Source organism: Kitasatospora sp. NPDC088351 (assembly GCF_040685575.1).
Lineage (GTDB): Bacteria > Actinomycetota > Actinomycetes > Streptomycetales > Streptomycetaceae > Kitasatospora.
On sequence record NZ_JBFBIL010000095.1, the window covers coordinates 1 to 15,910 of the forward strand.

12 protein-coding genes are annotated in these 15,910 nt (G+C 72.3%); 6 read left to right on the forward strand and 6 right to left on the reverse strand.

What is annotated here, in order from left to right; translation table 11 throughout:
- Window positions 1–81: 81 nt before the first annotated feature.
- From AB0P06_RS35430 to AB0P06_RS35440, 3 genes are read right to left on the reverse strand one after another with little or no spacing between them, the layout of a single operon-like run.
- Window positions 82–1,119: a hypothetical protein gene (locus tag AB0P06_RS35430; RefSeq protein ID WP_363614861.1), complete on the reverse strand. Its 1,038-nt coding sequence runs from the start codon at window positions 1,117–1,119 to the stop codon at window positions 82–84.
- Between the two features lie 53 nt (window positions 1,120–1,172).
- Window positions 1,173–3,314 carry a hypothetical protein gene (locus AB0P06_RS35435; protein WP_363614863.1) on the reverse strand — a complete coding sequence of 714 codons (2,142 nt, stop codon included), beginning with the start codon at window positions 3,312–3,314 and terminating at the stop codon, window positions 1,173–1,175.
- Window positions 3,315–3,333: 19 nt separating this feature from the next.
- Window positions 3,334–3,792 carry a hypothetical protein gene (locus tag AB0P06_RS35440; RefSeq protein ID WP_363614865.1) on the reverse strand — a complete coding sequence of 153 codons (459 nt, stop codon included), beginning with the start codon at window positions 3,790–3,792 and terminating at the stop codon, window positions 3,334–3,336.
- Window positions 3,793–4,056: 264 nt separating this feature from the next.
- On the opposite strand from AB0P06_RS35440, the gene AB0P06_RS35445 reads away from it, so the two are divergent.
- The 6 genes from AB0P06_RS35445 to AB0P06_RS35470 all read left to right on the forward strand — a co-directional run bounded on the left by AB0P06_RS35445 (window position 4,057) and on the right by AB0P06_RS35470 (window position 12,052).
- On the forward strand, window positions 4,057–5,241 hold the full coding sequence (locus AB0P06_RS35445) for a CaiB/BaiF CoA-transferase family protein (protein WP_363614867.1): 1,185 nt from the start codon (window positions 4,057–4,059) through the stop codon (window positions 5,239–5,241).
- Window positions 5,242–5,301: 60 nt separating this feature from the next.
- Window positions 5,302–6,516 carry an acetyl-CoA C-acetyltransferase gene (locus AB0P06_RS35450; protein WP_363614869.1) on the forward strand — a complete coding sequence of 405 codons (1,215 nt, stop codon included), beginning with the start codon at window positions 5,302–5,304 and terminating at the stop codon, window positions 6,514–6,516.
- 36 nt (window positions 6,517–6,552) lie between these two features.
- The gene (locus tag AB0P06_RS35455; protein ID WP_363614871.1) at window positions 6,553–8,787 is read left to right on the forward strand and encodes a 3-hydroxyacyl-CoA dehydrogenase NAD-binding domain-containing protein; all 2,235 of its coding nucleotides are present in this window, start codon (window positions 6,553–6,555) and stop codon (window positions 8,785–8,787) included.
- A 245-nt stretch (window positions 8,788–9,032) separates the two neighbouring features.
- Window positions 9,033–10,223: a UDP-N-acetylglucosamine 2-epimerase (non-hydrolyzing) gene (gene wecB, locus AB0P06_RS35460; protein WP_363614873.1), complete on the forward strand. Its 1,191-nt coding sequence runs from the start codon at window positions 9,033–9,035 to the stop codon at window positions 10,221–10,223.
- Complete coding sequence (locus AB0P06_RS35465) at window positions 10,220–11,260, forward strand: hypothetical protein (RefSeq protein ID WP_363614875.1); 1,041 nt, start codon at window positions 10,220–10,222, stop codon at window positions 11,258–11,260. The genes wecB and AB0P06_RS35465 overlap by 4 nt, the downstream gene beginning before the upstream one ends.
- A 27-nt stretch (window positions 11,261–11,287) precedes the next feature.
- Window positions 11,288–12,052, forward strand: a complete 765-nt coding sequence (locus AB0P06_RS35470) for a methyltransferase domain-containing protein (protein ID WP_363614877.1) — start codon at window positions 11,288–11,290, stop codon at window positions 12,050–12,052.
- Between the two features lie 482 nt (window positions 12,053–12,534).
- On the opposite strand, the gene AB0P06_RS35475 is transcribed toward AB0P06_RS35470, so the two are convergent.
- From AB0P06_RS35475 to AB0P06_RS35485, 3 genes are all read right to left on the reverse strand, one after another.
- Window positions 12,535–13,140, reverse strand: coding sequence for a hypothetical protein (locus AB0P06_RS35475; protein WP_363614879.1), 606 nt, complete (start codon window positions 13,138–13,140; stop codon window positions 12,535–12,537).
- Between the two features lie 358 nt (window positions 13,141–13,498).
- A complete protein-coding gene (locus AB0P06_RS35480; RefSeq protein ID WP_363614881.1) occupies window positions 13,499–14,242 on the reverse strand; it encodes a MerR family transcriptional regulator in 744 nt (247 codons plus the stop codon).
- Between the two features lie 239 nt (window positions 14,243–14,481).
- Window positions 14,482–15,534, reverse strand: a complete 1,053-nt coding sequence (locus AB0P06_RS35485; protein ID WP_363614883.1) for a 2-oxoglutarate and iron-dependent oxygenase domain-containing protein — start codon at window positions 15,532–15,534, stop codon at window positions 14,482–14,484.
- Window positions 15,535–15,910: the final 376 nt, after the last annotated feature.

The following is a 15,910-nucleotide window of genomic DNA, read 5'->3' on the forward strand; positions in this document are numbered from 1 at the left end:
CGACTCTATCCCTTTCTGGTGTGCGGTGGGGGGGCCCGCCGGGGGGGTCGCGCCCGGGCGGGCCCGTGGATCCGTTTCCGTTTACGGGATGATCGGTTCGCAGCCGATCGCCTTGCCGCCGGCGGTGAGGAACTGCTTCCACAGATCGGCGCGGTCGGGGAAGAAGAATCTTTCGACCAACGGCAGGTTCTGCAGATCGATCTGGAAGTAGACCGGCTTGCCCTGGCAGTCCGCGACCACCTCGTCATAGCCTGTCCAACGTGCCCGGCCGTACGCGGTGCCGCGAGCGTTGTCGGGGGAGCGGCCGCTGGCACGGGAATCGGTCGCGATGGCGAAGGACAGTACCGAGCCGCGGTCCTTCCCGCCGCCGATCTTGCAGGACCACACCGGGTCGAACACCGTCGTCACCTGCTGCTCGTAACCGCGCAGGGCTGCCTCACCCTTGGGAACGGTCAGGCCCGACAGGCCGCACAGCGCGGTGGCGTCTGCGGGCTGCCAGACGCCGGCCGCTGACAGGTTCTTCGGCGCGGGGAGTGTCCCTTGCCCGCAGTGGTTCTTGGCAGCGGCACCGTTCGCGGCGTTCACCGCAAGCCGGGCCAGGCCCGGGGCGCCGTCGTCGTTCGGGCCCTTGTGGGCCGTGGACACCTCGACCCGCAGTCCCTTGCTGCAGCCTTCCGGAAGCAGCGCCCAGGCCGAGGAGGAGTTCGCGCCGCCGGTCGAGCCACCGTTGGCGGCGCCCGCGAACAGCCTGTCATTCGCGTCGGCGACGGCGATCGCGTGGTCGTTGTCCAGCCGGACGCTCAGGGAAGCGGACCGGTGGCTGCCTCCGAACACACCGGAGCTGACGGTGACATCGCACCAGTCGCCTCGGTTGTACACGGTCGCCAGATTCTGCTGGTACGAGTCCTCACTCACCCGGCCGGACCCGAGCGCGGCGTGCACCGCGTCCGCGCTGACCGAGCCGCCGCAGACCGTATCGGGCCCGAGCACGTTGGTCAGGTTGTACAGCAGTGTTCCCGAGACGCCGGCCGTGATCGCCACGAGCACGGCCGCCGCCCGCACGCGCAGCCACCGGGTGGTGAAACCGCGTCGGCTGAGAGCCTCGTCGAGCCGGTGCAACGCGCCGTCCGACTGATCGGGGGAGGCCTCGCCCTGCTGGGGTGTCATGTCTGTCATCCCTTTCCGAGGGCGGACCGGTAGGCCTGGTCGATCGAGACGTTGTAGAAAACCTTCGTGTCATCCAGCAGTTGCTTCGAAATGCTGCCGTCCTCGTCCAGCGCATCTCCGAAGATCCCCGCTTCACCAGCTTTGCTGGAAATCATGGCTTGCAACTGCTCCTTACCGGCGGAGAAATGGGAGCTCAGATTGTCCTGGACTTGGGTGTCGATCGTGAGGTTGGCATTCTCGGCCCACTTGGAGGTGCCAACGTCGACCAGGCGCTGGGCGATATCCCCGAGTGGTTGGGGAAGCATATTCGCCGGGGTGCCGGCTATGTGGTAGCTCATTTTCGCTTTCCAGTTGTTCTCGGACTTGGCGTCCTCGCTGTGATCGATGACGGCATCGGCATAGATCGCGTCAAGGCCTCCGAGCGCTGAGCTGGAGTCATGGATGAGGCTGGCGAACTTCCGGTTCGGACCACCTGCCTCGGGCGTGAACACCTCGGGTCCGAAAGCGGCCATCCGGCGCGCAATCTCCTGGGTTTCCGCCTGGTGGACGATCGCATAGGTACTAGGGTCCTCCATGGCACCACGGAGGACACGGAGCAGTTGCTCACGGCTGAACGAGAGTCCGTCGGGCTTCGACGGGCCCTGGAGTTCCTTGCCGAGAATCTCGTGCGTGTCCGGGGCGTAGTCGGCGATCATGTTGGCCAGAGGCCTGCGCAGGCCGGCGGGCAGGTTGTTCTCTGCGCCGGCCTTGTCACCACCGAAGGCCGCGATCGTCTCGCTCATGATCTGCGCCATCGCCTTGTCGTGCGGGCGGACCGGCGGCTGGTTGCCGTGCGGGTCGCGGCCGGTGGTGGCGGCCTCCAGGGCGTCGCCGAAGGCGCCGCGCGACGACTGCCGGGCGAGGGCGTCGATCTGGTTCTGTTCGTAGCCCTGGTTGGGCCACTTGCGGTCCTTGAGCAGGTAGTCGAGGTTCTTGTTGCTGCCAGGGTCGAGGAACTCCTTGGATGCCTCCGGGTTGCGGCTCATCACCCGCATCAGGTCGCCCATCGGGTCGCCCTGCTTGCCCGTGATCGAGGTGTAGTCGGGGCCCCAGAGTTCCTCCCCCTTGAGCTTGCTGTGGCGCTCGAAGTCCACCAGGTCGTTGCTGACCTTGGTCAGGAACGCCTTGTCGAAGTCTCCACGGGCGCCCATCAGTTCGGTCAGCGCCGGGTAGTTGTCGTTGTACCCGGCCGCCGAACCGCCGGGCTTGCGGGCGGCCTTGAGCAGCTTGTCCTCCCACTCCTTGCCCATGCCGCCGTCCTTGGTGGCGGTGGCGAGGACCTGGGAGAGGCTGCCGTAGACGTCCTCGTAGCCCTTGGCGTTGTGGTTGCCGTGCGCGAGGTCGCCGTAGACCTTGGAGTACTCCAGCAGTGCCTCCGGGCCGGTCTTGCCGCCCACGTTGAGGCCGTTGAGCAGGGTGGTGGAGAACTCCTTGGAGCCCGCGTTGGCGGACATCAGGTCCTGCAGCCGCTTGAGTTCCTCGTCGGAGAGGCTGCCGGCCTTGGCGAGCAGCAGTTTGGCCCGGTCGGCGTCGGCCGCGTCGCCGCCCCCGAGCGGGTGGGCGTTGAAGGACGTGGTGCTGGTGCCGATGTCGGTCTGCAGGGCGGTGGTGGCCCGCTGGTCGGCGGCGGTGGCCTTCTCGACGGCCTTGGTCAGCCGGGTGGATATCCCCTCGGCCTTGCCCTTCATCTCTTTGTCGTACTGCTTGATCGCTTCGCCGGCGTCGGGGTCGTTGTGCGATCCGGGCATGGGGGGCCAGTGGATCTCGCCGTCGGGCGTGACCTTCATCGACTGCGACTCCGCGTCGTGGATCGCGTTGTCGAGGTCCTTGCGCGCGGCGGCGAAGTCCTCGGCCGCGTCGCGGATGATCGCCGAGAGGGCCGTGGCGACGCCTGCGGCCTGCTTGAAGTCCGTGTCGATGCCCTGGAGCGTCCGGCCCGCGTCGTCGGCGGCCGCGCCCTTCCAGCCGGCCCGCTGGGGGGTGCTGGTGAGCTCCTTGCCGACCCGGCCCTCGAGCGAGCCGAGGGCCTTGGCCACCCCGGCCCAGGCCTCGGCGGCGTCGGTGACGCCGGAGAAGTCGGCTTCGTGCAGTTCCTTGAATGACACCATGTCCGTGAGGTCCCCTCCCTCAGTGCGACGAGCCGAACTGGCCGGCCGTGCGGGCTTCGTTGGCGGCGTAGTTGCGCTGGGTCTCGTCGAGCTTGTCGGCGGTGCCGGTCAGCTTGTCGTGCAGCGTCTTGCACTGCTGCGTCCAGCGTTCGGTGGCGCTGGTGAGGGCGCCGCCGAAGGAGAACCCGCGGATCTTGGTGGCGGCGGTGCTCGCGTACTCGCCGAGGCTGTGCGCGCCGTGGCCGGCCTTGCCGTTGGCGTTGTCGAGGTCGGTCGCTATCTGGCGGGCTATGCCGGCCGAGGCGTTGAGCTCGTGCGGGCTGTCCAGCTGGGTGGTGGGCGCGGACGGGGCCGGGCCGGGCGAAGGGCTCGGCGTGCCGGCCGACGTGCTGACCGGCCGGGCGAGTGGTGACGTGCTGGGCGACGGTGTGGCGGGGGCCGGTGCGACCGGCCCGGTGGTGAACCCTGGGTAAACCATGTGTGCGTCTGCTTCCTTCTCCTCCGACGAGAGGTCAGAACCCCTCCCACAGCAGAGACGACCGTACCGGGCCGTCCGTCGGTGTACTGACGCACCCTCCGGGCCTCGGGTTGCGGGGGCCGCAACAGGGGTTTGCCAGGGATTCCGTGGAGGAGTCCGGCACGGTCCCGGGCGAGGGGTGAAGGTCTTGTTACCCGCCGGTCGCTTCCCTATCATCGCGAGTGTTACAGCTTTACTGTCAAACCCTTGAAGGGGCAGTAGCAGGTGAGTGACACAGACAGCCCCGACGTGACCGGCCCCGGCCCACTGGCCGGCGTCCGGGTGGTCGAACTCGCCGGCATCGGTCCCGGCCCCTTCGCCGCGATGCTGCTGGCCGACCTCGGCGCCGACGTGGTCCGCGTCGACCGGCCCGACCCCTCGCCGCTCGGCACCGACCCGGCGTACGACATCACCAACCGCAACAAGCGCTCGGTGCTGATCGACCTCAAGTCCCCCGCGGGGCCGGGCCTGGTGCTGGACCTCGTCGACCGGGCCCACCTGCTGATCGAGGGCTACCGCCCGGGCGTGGCCGAACGCCTCGGCGTCGGCCCGGACGCCTGCCTCGCCCGCAACCCCGCCCTGGTCTACGGCCGGATGACGGGCTGGGGCCAGCACGGGCCGCTCGCCGCCACGGCCGGCCACGACATCGGGTACACGGCGGTCGCCGGCGTCCTCGGCCTGATCGGCTCCCCGGACGAAGCGCCCGCCATCCCCGTCAACCTGCTCGGCGACTACGCGGGCGGCTCGCTCTACCTGGTCGTCGGCCTGCTCGCCGCCCTGCACCACGCCCGCGCGACCGGCGCCGGCCAGGTCGTCGACGCCGCCGTGGTGGACGGTGCCGCCCACCTCACCAGCATGCTCTGGGGTCTGCTCGCCGCCGGCCGCTGGCAGGACCGCCGGGGTGCCAACCTGCTGGACGGGGGCGAGCCCTGCTACTCGGTGTACCGGGCCTCGGACGGCGGCCATCTCGCCGTCGGCGCGCTGGAACCGCGGTTCTACGCCGAGTTCGCCCGTCTGCTGGAGCTGGGCCCGGACGCGCCGGGCCAGTACGACACCGCCCGCCGGCCCGAACTGCGCGCCCGGATCGCCGCCCGCTTCGCCACCCGCACCCGCGCCGAGTGGGAGGCCGTCTTCGCCGGGTCCGACGCCTGCGTGGAACCAGTGCTGACGCTACGTCAGGCGGTGGTGAACGAGCACCTGGCCGCCCGCGGCACCTACGTCGAGGAGGAGGGCGTCACCCAGCCCGCCCCCGCCCCGCGGTTCTCCGTCACCCCCGGCGCGCTGCGCCGCCCGCCCGCCCGGCCGGGGGTCCACACCGCCGAGGTCGCCCGCGACTGGGACGTGCCCGCCCTGGGCCCCGCCCCGAGCCCTGCCCCGACACCCCCGCCCCCTGACAGTCCCGCCCCCTGACAGTCCCCGACCACCTCTCGCGAACTCGGACAGCCCCCCGAGCCTGAAAGGCACTCCACCGTGACCACCGAAGCGTACGTCTACGACGCGATCCGCACCCCGCGCGGCCGGGGCAAGGCCACCGGCTCACTGCACGGCACCAAGCCGATCGACCTCGTCGTCGGCCTGATCCACGAACTGCGCCGCCGGCTCCCCGGGCTGGACCCGGCCGCGGTGGACGACATCGTGCTCGGCGTGGTCAGCCCGATCGGCGACCAGGGCTCCGACATCGCCCGGATCGCCGCCATCGCGGCCGGCCTGCCCGACACGGTGGCCGGCGTCCAGGAGAACCGCTTCTGCGCCTCCGGTCTGGAAGCCGTCAACCTGGCCGCCGCCAAGGTCCGTTCGGGCTGGGAGGACCTCGTCCTCGCGGGCGGCGTCGAGTCGATGTCCCGGGTCCCGATGGGCTCCGACGGCGGCGCCTGGGCGATGGACCCGATGACCAACTACGCGACCGGCTTCGTCCCGCAGGGCGTGAGCGCCGACCTGATCGCCACCATCGAGGGCTTCTCCCGCACCGATGTCGACGCCTTCGCCGCCGAGTCGCAGGCACGCGCCGCCAAGGCCCAGGCCGACGGCCTCTTCGACCGCTCGCTCGTCCCGGTCCGCGACCGCAACGGCCTGGTGGTGCTGGACCGCGACGAGTTCGTCCGGCCCGGCACCACCGTGGAGACCCTGGCCGGCCTCAAGCCGTCCTTCGCGACCATCGGCGAGGCAGGCGGCTTCGACGCCGTCGCTCTGCAGAAGTACCACTGGGTGGAGGCCATCGACCACGTCCACCACGCCGGCAACTCCTCCGGCATCGTGGACGGTGCCGCCCTGGTCGCCATCGGCAACCGCGAGATCGGCGAACGGTACGGGCTGCGCCCGCGCGCCCGGATCGTCTCCGCCGCCGTCTCCGGCTCCGAGCCCACCATCATGCTCACCGGCCCCGCCCCGGCCACCCGCAAGGCGCTCGCCAAGGCCGGGCTGACCGCGGCCGACATCGACCTGGTCGAGATCAACGAGGCGTTCGCCGCCGTCGCGCTGCGCTTCATCCGCGAACTCGGCTTCCGGCACGACCAGGTGAACGTCAACGGCGGCGCGATCGCCCTCGGCCACCCGCTCGGCGCGACCGGTGCGATGCTCCTCGGCACCCTGATCGACGAGCTGGAACGGCGCGACCTGCGCTACGGCCTGGCCACCCTCTGCGTCGGCGGGGGCATGGGCATCGCCACCGTCGTCGAGCGAATCTGACCTCCGTTCCCGGCTCACCTGGAGACCCGAACCCCCATGAGCGACACCACCACCATCCGCTGGGAGCAGGACCAGGACGGCCTGGTCACCCTCGTCCTCGACGACCCCACCCAGTCCGTCAACACCATGAACGAGGCCTTCACGGCCGACCTCGAAGCCGCCGTCGAGCGGCTCGCCGGCCTCGGCGACGCACTGCGCGGTGTCGTCGTCACCTCGGCGAAGAAGACCTTCTTCGCCGGGGGAGACCTCCGGATGCTCTCCGCGGCCCGCCCGGGGGACGCCGCCGCCGTCTTCGAGAAGTCGATGCGGATCAAGCGCGCCCTGCGCCGCCTGGAGACCCTCGGCAAGCCGGTGGTCGCCGCGGTCAACGGCAGCGCGCTCGGCGGCGGCCTGGAGATCGCGCTCGCCTGCCACCACCGGATCGCCCTGGACGCCCCGGCAAGCCGGATCGGCCTGCCGGAGGTCACCCTCGGCCTGCTCCCGGGCGGCGGCGGAGTGGTGCGGACGGTACGGCTGTTCGGCATCACCGACGCCCTGCTGAAGGTGCTGCTCGAAGGCCGCCAGTACCGGCCCGCGCAAGCCCTCCAGCACGGACTGGTCCACGAAATCGTCTCCAGCCCCGAGGAGTTGACCGCGCGGGCGCGCGCCTGGATCGAGGCCGACCCGACCGCCGTCCAGCCCTGGGACGTCAAGGGGTACCGGATCCCCGGCGGCACCCCCGCCACCCCGGCGCTCGCCGCCCAGCTGCCCGCCTTCCCGGCCGGCCTGCGCAAGCGGCTGGCCGGCGCGCCGTACCCGGCGCCGCGCAACATCCTCGCGGCGGCCGTCGAGAGCGCCCAGGTGGACATCGACACCGCGATGGTCACCGAGGCCCGCTACTTCACCGAGCTGGCCTGCGGGCAGACCAGCACGAACATGATCCAGGCGCTCTTCTTCGACCAGCAGGCCGTCAACTCCGGTGCCGGACGCCCGAAGGACATCCCCAGGCGCGAGGTCCGGCGGGTCGCGGTGCTCGGCGCCGGAATGATGGGCGCGGGCATCGCGTACGCCTGTGCCAGGGCCGGGATCGAGGTGCTGCTCAAGGACGTCACCGTCGAGGCCGCCGAACGCGGAAAGGCCTACTCCGCAGGGCTGTTGGAGAAGGCCGTGGCGCGCGGACGCTCCACCGGGGCGGCGCGCGACGAACTGCTGGCCCGGATCACCCCCACCGCCGACGCCGCCGACCTGGCCGGCTGTGACGCCGTGATCGAGGCCGTCTTCGAGAACCCCGAGCTGAAGCAGAAGGTGTTCCAGGAGATCGAGGGAGTCGTCGCACCGGACGCGCTGCTCTGCTCCAACACCTCCACCCTCCCGATCGGCCTGCTCGCCGAAGGCGTCGGGCGCACCGCCGACTTCATCGGCCTGCACTTCTTCTCGCCGGTCGACAGGATGCGCCTGGTGGAGATCGTCCGCGGGCCGCAGACCGGTGACGAGGCGCTGGCCCGCGCGTTCGACCTGGTCCGGCAGATCGACCGGACCCCGATCGTGGTCAACGACTCGCGCGGCTTCTTCACCTCCCGGGTCATCGGCCAGTTCATCAACGAGGGCGTGGCGATGGTCGGCGAGGGCGTCGACCCGGCCACCGTCGAGCAGGCCGCCGCCCAGGCCGGCTACCCCGCCAAGGTGCTCTCGCTGGTGGACGAGCTGACGCTGACCCTGCCCCGCAGGATCCGCGACGAGTACCGGCGCGCCGCCGAGGCGGCCGGCGGCAGCTGGACGGCCCACCCGGCGGACGCCGTGGTGGACCGGATGGTCGACGAGTTCGGCCGCCCCGGCCGCAGCGGCGGCGCCGGCTTCTACGAGTACGACGAGGACGGCCGGCGCGGGCGGCTCTGGCCCGGCCTGCGCGAGCACTTCGTCCGCCCGGGCGCCGCAGAGCCCACCTCAGATCCCACCTCAGATCCCTCCGGGGTTCCGTTCGAGGACCTCAAGGAGCGGCTGCTCTTCAGCGAGGCCCTGGACTCGGTGCGCTGCCTGGAGGAGGGCGTGCTCACCTCGGTCGCCGACGCCAACATCGGCTCCATCCTCGGCATCGGCTTCCCGGCCTGGACGGGCGGCGTCCTCCAGTACATCAACGGCTACCCGGGCGGCCCGGCCGGCTTCGCGGCCCGCGCCCGCGAACTCGCCGCCGCCCACGGCGAGCGCTTCGCACCGCCCGCCCTGCTGGAACGGATCGCCGCCGAGGGCCGGACCTTCACCGACCAGCCGGTGCCGGGCCGTCGGGTGTGCTGATCCAACGGGTGGTCAGTGGTCGCGGCTCGGCAGGCCTGAGCCGCGACCGTCCTGCAACCGCCCCGCAACCGCCCCGCTCCGCGACGGTTCGTGCAGCCCTGGTCCGGCTCCGGCGCGGTTCCGGTGCTCGATCCGACGGAAGCCTCGGCCCGCATCCGGCCGCCAGGCCGGCCCGGCCGACGAGATCTGAGTGAATGTGAGATTCCGCGTTCACGCCGATCCGGCCCAGGGAAGAGAACACCATCGTGACCTCCGACTCGCCCGACCCACAGCCCCCGCACGGGCCCGCCGTGCTGCTCGCCGGGACCAGACCCGAGGCACTCAAGCTGATCCCGCTGCTGCGCGCGTTACCGGAGCGGGGTGTGAAGACGGTCCTCGTCGACAGCGGCCAGCACCCCGGCATGGTGGCCGCCGCGCTCGCACCCTTCGGCCTCGCCCCGACCGAAGGCCTCGCCCCGTCCCGCGGCTCCGGCTCGCTGGCCGCCACCGTACGGGGCCTGCGCGAGGCCGTGCACGAGGCGATCCGGCGCCTGGCGCCCCGGCTGATGGTCGTCCACGGCGACACCTCCACCACCTACGCCGGGGCGCTCGCCGCGCGCGCGGCCGGTGTGCCGCTCTCACACGTCGAGGCGGGGCTGCGTACGGCGCACCCGCTACGCCCCTTCCCGGAGGAACTGTTCCGCCGCCGCGTCGGCTCCCTGGCCGACCTGCACTTCGCCCCCACCACCGAGGCCACCGCCAACCTCCGCCGTGAAGGCATCACCGGCAGGTGCGTCGAGACCGTCGGCAACACCATCATCGACGTCCTGCGCGAGACGCTCGGCCGCCCGGCCCCCCACGCCCTGCGGGAACTCGTACCGCCCCGCGCCCCGCTGGTCGTGGTGACCTTCCACCGCCGCGAGAACGTCGGTCGACGCCTCGACCCGCTCTGCCTGGCGGTCCTCGAACTTCTGCGCTCCCGGCCGGACTTGCACGTGCTCTGCCCCCAGCATCCCAACCCCGCGGTCCGGGCGCGCCTGCAGCGCCGGTTCGCCGGTCACCCCCGCATCACGCTGACCGACCCGCTGCCCTACCCGGTCTTCGTCCACGCGCTGGCCCGTGCCGCCCTCGTGGTCACCGACTCGGGCGGGATCCAGGAGGAGGCGCCGTACCTGGGTGTCCCCGTGCTCGTGGCCCGCGAGAACACCGAGCGCCCGGAGGCCCTCACCACCGGCACCACCCGGCTGGTCGCGGCCGACCCGCAGCTGGTCCTCGACGCCGCGCACGAGTTGCTCGCCGCACCGAGGCCCAGGGCCCAGGCATTCGACCGCACCGCCCCGTTCGGGGACGGCCGGGCCGGAGAGCGGATCGCCCGGCGGCTCGCCCATTTCATCCGCAGCCGGCCGAGGACGTCCGGCCCGGGACAGCCGAACCCCGCCCGGGAGGCCACCGCATGACCGACGCCGCCAGCGCCCTGCGCGAATGGCTTCTCGACGGACCGGCCCAGCAGCGGCACGGCAGCGAGCACGGGGCGGTCGCCGGCGCACTCGCACCCGACGGCCGCGCCGCCTACGTCTACGGCGAGATCACCGGCTACTACCTGCACTGGCTCGCCTCCCCGCACCTGCCGGCCGACCCGCGGCGCGAACCCGCGGCACGCGCCGCCGCCGAGTGGGTCGAACGCCGCTGCACCACCGGCCCGCTGCCGCCGACCCGCATCCACCTCCACGGCGCGGCGGAGAAGGACTGGCGCAACGACGCCCAGTTCTTCTTCGACCTCGCCATGCTCGTCGGCGGCCTCACCGCGGCCACCCGCGCCGGGCTGCTGAACCCGCCCGAGCGGGCCCTGCGGGCACTGCTGACAGCACTCGTCGACTTCGTGGACCACGACGGAACGCTCCGCCCGTTCCGCCCCGAGCCCGGAGCGGCCCCGCCCGCACCCCGCTGGTCCACCCGCAGCGGCCCCTTCCTCGCCAAGGCCGCCGCCCGCGTCCTCGCCGCCGCGGCCGTCGTACCGCTGCCACCGGCCCTCGCCCAGGCCTGTGCCCGTCACCTGACCCGCCACCGCCCGGACCCCGCCCGGGCCTTCGACCACCCGCTGCACCCCACCCTGTACTTCCTGGAAGGCCACCTCACCTCACCCGGTGCCGACCACGCCGCAGCCACCGCCGTCCTCGCGGAGCTCCTCGGACAGTGCGACCCGGCCGGCACGCTGCCCGAATCACTCGACACGCCCACCGTCCGACGCAGCGACGTCATGGCCCAGGCCCTGCGCCTCGGCCTGCTCCTGCACCGCGACGAACCCGGCCTCGACCGGACGGCCGCCGCACTCGCCGCCAGGGTCCGCGCCGACGGCGCCATCCCCTTCGACCCGGCCGCCCGGCCGCTCCAGCTCAACGTCTGGAGCGCCATGTTCGCCGAGCAGGCACTCTCCTGGCACCAGGCCCGCACCGCCGGACTGCCGCTGCGGGTCACGCCGGGCGACCTCGTCTGACCCCTCCCAGCAGGAAGCGACACCGCCGTGAACGCCCAGCCGGACACCTGGTCCTACGACCTGATCGCCGACATCTACGCCGAGGACATGGGGCACAGCATGCCCCACGACGACATCGGCTGGTACCGGGACCTCTGTCGGCGACGCGGTGGCCGCACCCTCGAACTCGGCTGCGGCACCGGGCGCATCCTGCTCCCGCTCCTGCGGGACGGCGCGGACGCCATCGGCATCGACCTGTCCCTGCCGATGCTGCGCCGCCTGCGCCGGAACGCGGCCGTGCTGGACCTGACTCCCCGGGTGGCCCGGATGAGCCTCCAGCGCCTTGCTCTGCGCGGGCCGTTCACCACCGTCCTGGCGCCGTACTCGCTCGTCACCTACCTCACGGCGCCGGGCGAACTGCACCACTTCCTGGCCGCCGCCCGCGGCCTTCTCGAACCCGATGGCGTCCTCGTCCTCGACGGCTTCGTCCCGAAGGCCGTCCGGCACCACGAGGAGTTCCGTCCGGACTACCGGCGTCCGTACGCCCACGGCCTCCTCGCCCGGGACAAGAGAATCACCGTGCTCGACGACGGGTGCCACCGGATCGAGCGCCGCTACCGCCTCCACGACGACAGCGGCCGCCTGCGCGAGGAGTTCACCACCTGCGACCGGATCCGTCCCTACCGCGAGCCCGACCTCCTCGCCCACGCCGAAGCCGCAGGCCTCACCATCCGGTCGACCAGCTACGACTACGGCGTCACCACGGCCCCCGCCGGGGCGCAGTTCTACACCCTCACCCTCGGCCGCTCCTGACCGGGCGTCTCCTCCCCGGCGTTGAGAGCCTGGGGCCTCCCCGGCTGCTCCGCCGACCGGCCGGCCCGACTCCGGGACCGACCGGCCGGTCGGCCCGTCGAGGAGACCCGGCCCACCCTTCTCGATTTCGTCGACGAAAGCCTCCAGGAGCTTGGGGTCTTCGTTGCTCCACTGGCTCACCAGGGTGATATTCCCGTTCGACTTGTGGGTGAGGTGGAGGAGCGAGAACAGGTCCTGGTAGACATCGTCCGTGCCGCTGTGCTTGGCGAAGAAGTTGCCGAAGTCCTCTGCGCGGAGCGGCGGTCGGTCCTGGCACCCGGTTCGGCCCGCCGCCGTCCGTGCCGAGGCTCCGCCCGGGAGCCGTGCACCGGGGCCCCGCCCGAGGCCGCCGAGTGCTCCGACTGCGGCACCCGGCGTCGCCCGGACCGGACAGGGTGCGGGCCGCCGCGATCGCGGGAGAGCGCGGCGGCCCGGGGCGGGGGTCAGGCCAGGCGGGTGGCCTTCAGCCCGTCGAGCGGGTACTCCTTCGGGAGCTTGTCGGGGTCGCCGGGGACGGTGATCTGTACGCCGATGGGCCGTGACGTCCCCGCCGACAGCAGCTGATCGGCCTGGGAGTCGATGTAGGCCTTGCCGTCCGCGTAGGTGACGTCGACGCCGGATGCCTCGACCTTCGTCCCGGGCACCGTCGGCAGGTCGAACGAGATCCGGAACCTGCTCACGTCATGGCCCTTGCCGCTGGTCCTGCCGACGGCCGTGAGGGTCAGCTCGAAGCTGTAGGTCCTGCTGCCCCACGAGCCGTTGAACTTCTTCTTCACGACGATCTCGTCGTAGCTGGGCGGGATGGGCATCGGTGTGATGCGCCCGGCCCCGTTCATGACCTCCAGCTCGTCGACGGGGATCTTTCCGTGGCCGATCCGCTCGGCCCGGTCGGGGATGGTGGCGCCCGTGAGGTCGAGGTGGTTGACGTTGCCGGCGGAGTCGAGGGCGTAGAAGTTGCCGACGGAGTCGAAGAACGTGGCCGAGTACGACTTCCGCGAACCGCCGGCCTTGCTGGCCTCGGCCGGTAGGAAGACCTTCCGCTTGAGCACGGGTGTTCTTCCTGCCAACCGCGAGGTAGACCTTACGGTGCGCCATGAGACGGATCCATTCCGTGAGGAGACGATCCCGTCAGTGTCGGACGGCGCCGCGCACCCCCGCAAGGACACGTGGCGGTCGCCTGGTGACAAAGTGTCAATCCTTATGCGTGGCCGGCACTTTGGCGCGTCCCGTTGACAGCCGTCCGGCATCGGCCGCCAAGGCCGTCCGGCCTGTGGCGTGAGCGCACCGTGTGCGACCGACCCCGGTAACAGGCCGAACGCGGTAGCAGGCCGAACGCGGTAACCCGCCGTCACCCGACCCGGCCATCGTCACCGCCGCCGGTAGGGACCAGTACCGGCCCGGCGCCGATCAGCCGGGCGAGCCCGCGCCGTCGCGCGCGGCCTCGCCCAACTCCTCCCGCAGCGACCGCTGGAACGCCGTCACCAGTGCCTGCGCGACCATCGGCTGGATGTGGTCGGTCAACTCCTTCATCCGCTCCAGTTCCTCGGGCGCCGGCTCGCTCTCCCGGTACGGCTTCCACACCGTCTCCCGGAACAGCCGCTGCAACTCGTGCGCCGTCGCCCGGCTGTGCTCCAGCACCACCGTCCGTGCCGCCAGCAGCGTCTCCAGCGGGATCGGCACGTCCAGGACCCGCACCCCCAGCGGCAGCAGCCCCGGATCCACCCGGAACACCTCCGGGTCCGCCGTCCGCTCCAGCACCCCCATCGCCACCAGCCGGTCCAGTTGCTCCTCCGACAGCCCCCGCCCGGCCCGTCGTTCCAGCTGGACCCGGCCCGCCTCCTCGGCCGCCTCCGGTGTCCACGACGCCACCAGCGCCCGGTGGATCGCCAGATCCAGCGGCGTGCTGTCCTGCGGCAGCCGCGCCAGATACCGCTCGATCGCCGCCAGCGTCAGCCCCTGCCGCTGCAACTCCCCGATCAGCCCCAGCCGGTCCAGATGCTCCGCCCCGTACAGCCCCACCCGCCGGGGCCCCAGCACCGGCGGCGGCAACAGCCCCTTCGTCCCGTAGAACCGCACCGTCCGCACCGTCACCCCGGCCCGCGCGGCCAACTCGTCCACCGTCAGCCGCACCCCCACCTCACGCGCCCCCATCCGCCGCCTCCACCTCTGTCGCACCACTGCTGTGACAGCGGAAGTGTGACAGTGTCGCTCAGCCCCGGTCCACTGCCTGCCCCCGTCACCACCGGGCCGGGTGGACCCCGGAGACGCGGAACCGGCCCGCGCCCTCGGCCGGTAGAGGGCGCGGGCCGGCGGCGGCTGACTTCGGGGTGGGCGCGCAGGTAGCCCCTCAGCTCGTTGAGCCCGAATCCCGGGTGGAGGGCGCGGGCCGGTCAGCGTGCGGCGGTGTCGGCCAGGGCGGGGTGGTGGCGGCGGGTGACCTCGGGGTGGGCGCGCAGGTAGCCCTTCAGCTCGTTGAGCCCGAAGTCGGCGTAGAGGGGGTTGTCCGGGTCCTGGGTGGCGCCGGGGGCGTGGTGGGCCAGCGGGAAGTCGAGGAGCTCGATGTGGGCGTCGAGGCGGGGGTTGTAGAAGAACGGGACCGAGAAGCGCTCGCGGGCGCCGGGCGGGCTGACCACACGGTGGCTGGTGGCCTTCAGGTAGCCGTCGGTGGCCACCTCCAGCAGCTCGCCGAGGTTGACCACGAAGGCGCCCGCCATGGGCGGGACTTCGAGGAAGCTGCCGTCCGCGCGCTCCACCTGGAGGCCGCCGACGGTGTCCTGGAGGAGGAGGGTGATGAAGCCGTAGTCCTTGTGCGCGCCGACGCCCTGGCCGGCGCCGTCCGGGGCGGTGCCGGGGTAACGGACCAGCTTGAGCCGCAGGTGCGGGTGGCCGGCGAAGGCCTGGTCGTAGAAGTCCGGGCGGGCGCCGATCGCGGCGAGGAGCTCGTGCAGCAGCCGGCGGGCGACCGCGTCGAGGCGGTCGATCCAGCCGAGGGCGGCGGTGCGCAGCTCCGGGAGCGCCTCGGGCCACTGGTTCGGGCCCTCCAGCCACCAGTAGGGCGGCTCCCCCCGGCCCGGTACGTGCGGGGGGAGCTCGGCGCCGATGTCGAGCTGGTCGCGCCAGTCCCGGCTGCCGCCGGTGCGCTCGTCACCGGTGCGGGTGTAGCCGCGGAAGTGCGGGGAGTTCAGGTTGCTCACAGCGAGCCGGTCGGCCTCCGGGAGCGCGAAGAAGGCCCGCATCGCGTCGGTGAGGGCGGCCGTCTCGGCCGGGGTCACGCCGTGGCCGACGAGCTGGAAGAAGCCGACGCCGGTGGCCGCGGCCCGCAGCTCGTCGTGCAGCCGGAGCCGGTCGTCGGGACCGCCGTCGGCGAGCGACAGGTCGATCACCGGGAGGGCGTCGTCCGCGGGGGCGGAGGAGGAGCTGGAGGAGGGGCGCTGCTGCGTCATGGGTGACATCCGCTGGGTCTCGTCCCGGCCGGTCCCGGTGGTCGACCGGGGGCGCCGGGGCCACGCCTGGTGCGGCGGGTGCCCCGGGTGCCGGGAGGGGGAGGCGGCCGGGTGGGGCCGCGCTTGAGGGTGGGAGGCGCGAGGTTCAGCCGGAGCGTCGACAGGACATGCTCGTGACGCGGAGCAGGTCCACGTGGCGGCGGCGAACGAGTATGAGCACGTGACCAGCGTAAATGACGGCCGTGGCGGCGGGGAGATCCCCCTCGGAGTCGGGGCGGTCGGCGGCCCCGGCAGCGTGCGCGAGGGACAGGACGCGGCGAAGGTGTGCCCGTTCAGAGCGGCGACGGTGACGACCGGCGAGGCCAGCGTGCGGGCG

Coding starts and splice junctions, on each gene's coding strand:
- AB0P06_RS35465 (WP_363614875.1), top strand. CDS start 10,220: ATGACCGACGCCGCCAGCGCCCTGCGCGAATGGCTTCTCGACGGACCG.
- AB0P06_RS35480 (WP_363614881.1), bottom strand. CDS start 14,242: ATGGGGGCGCGTGAGGTGGGGGTGCGGCTGACGGTGGACGAGTTGGCC.
- AB0P06_RS35435 (WP_363614863.1), bottom strand. CDS start 3,314: ATGGTGTCATTCAAGGAACTGCACGAAGCCGACTTCTCCGGCGTCACC.
- AB0P06_RS35455 (WP_363614871.1), top strand. CDS start 6,553: ATGAGCGACACCACCACCATCCGCTGGGAGCAGGACCAGGACGGCCTG.
- AB0P06_RS35485 (WP_363614883.1), bottom strand. CDS start 15,534: ATGACGCAGCAGCGCCCCTCCTCCAGCTCCTCCTCCGCCCCCGCGGAC.
- AB0P06_RS35440 (WP_363614865.1), bottom strand. CDS start 3,792: ATGGTTTACCCAGGGTTCACCACCGGGCCGGTCGCACCGGCCCCCGCC.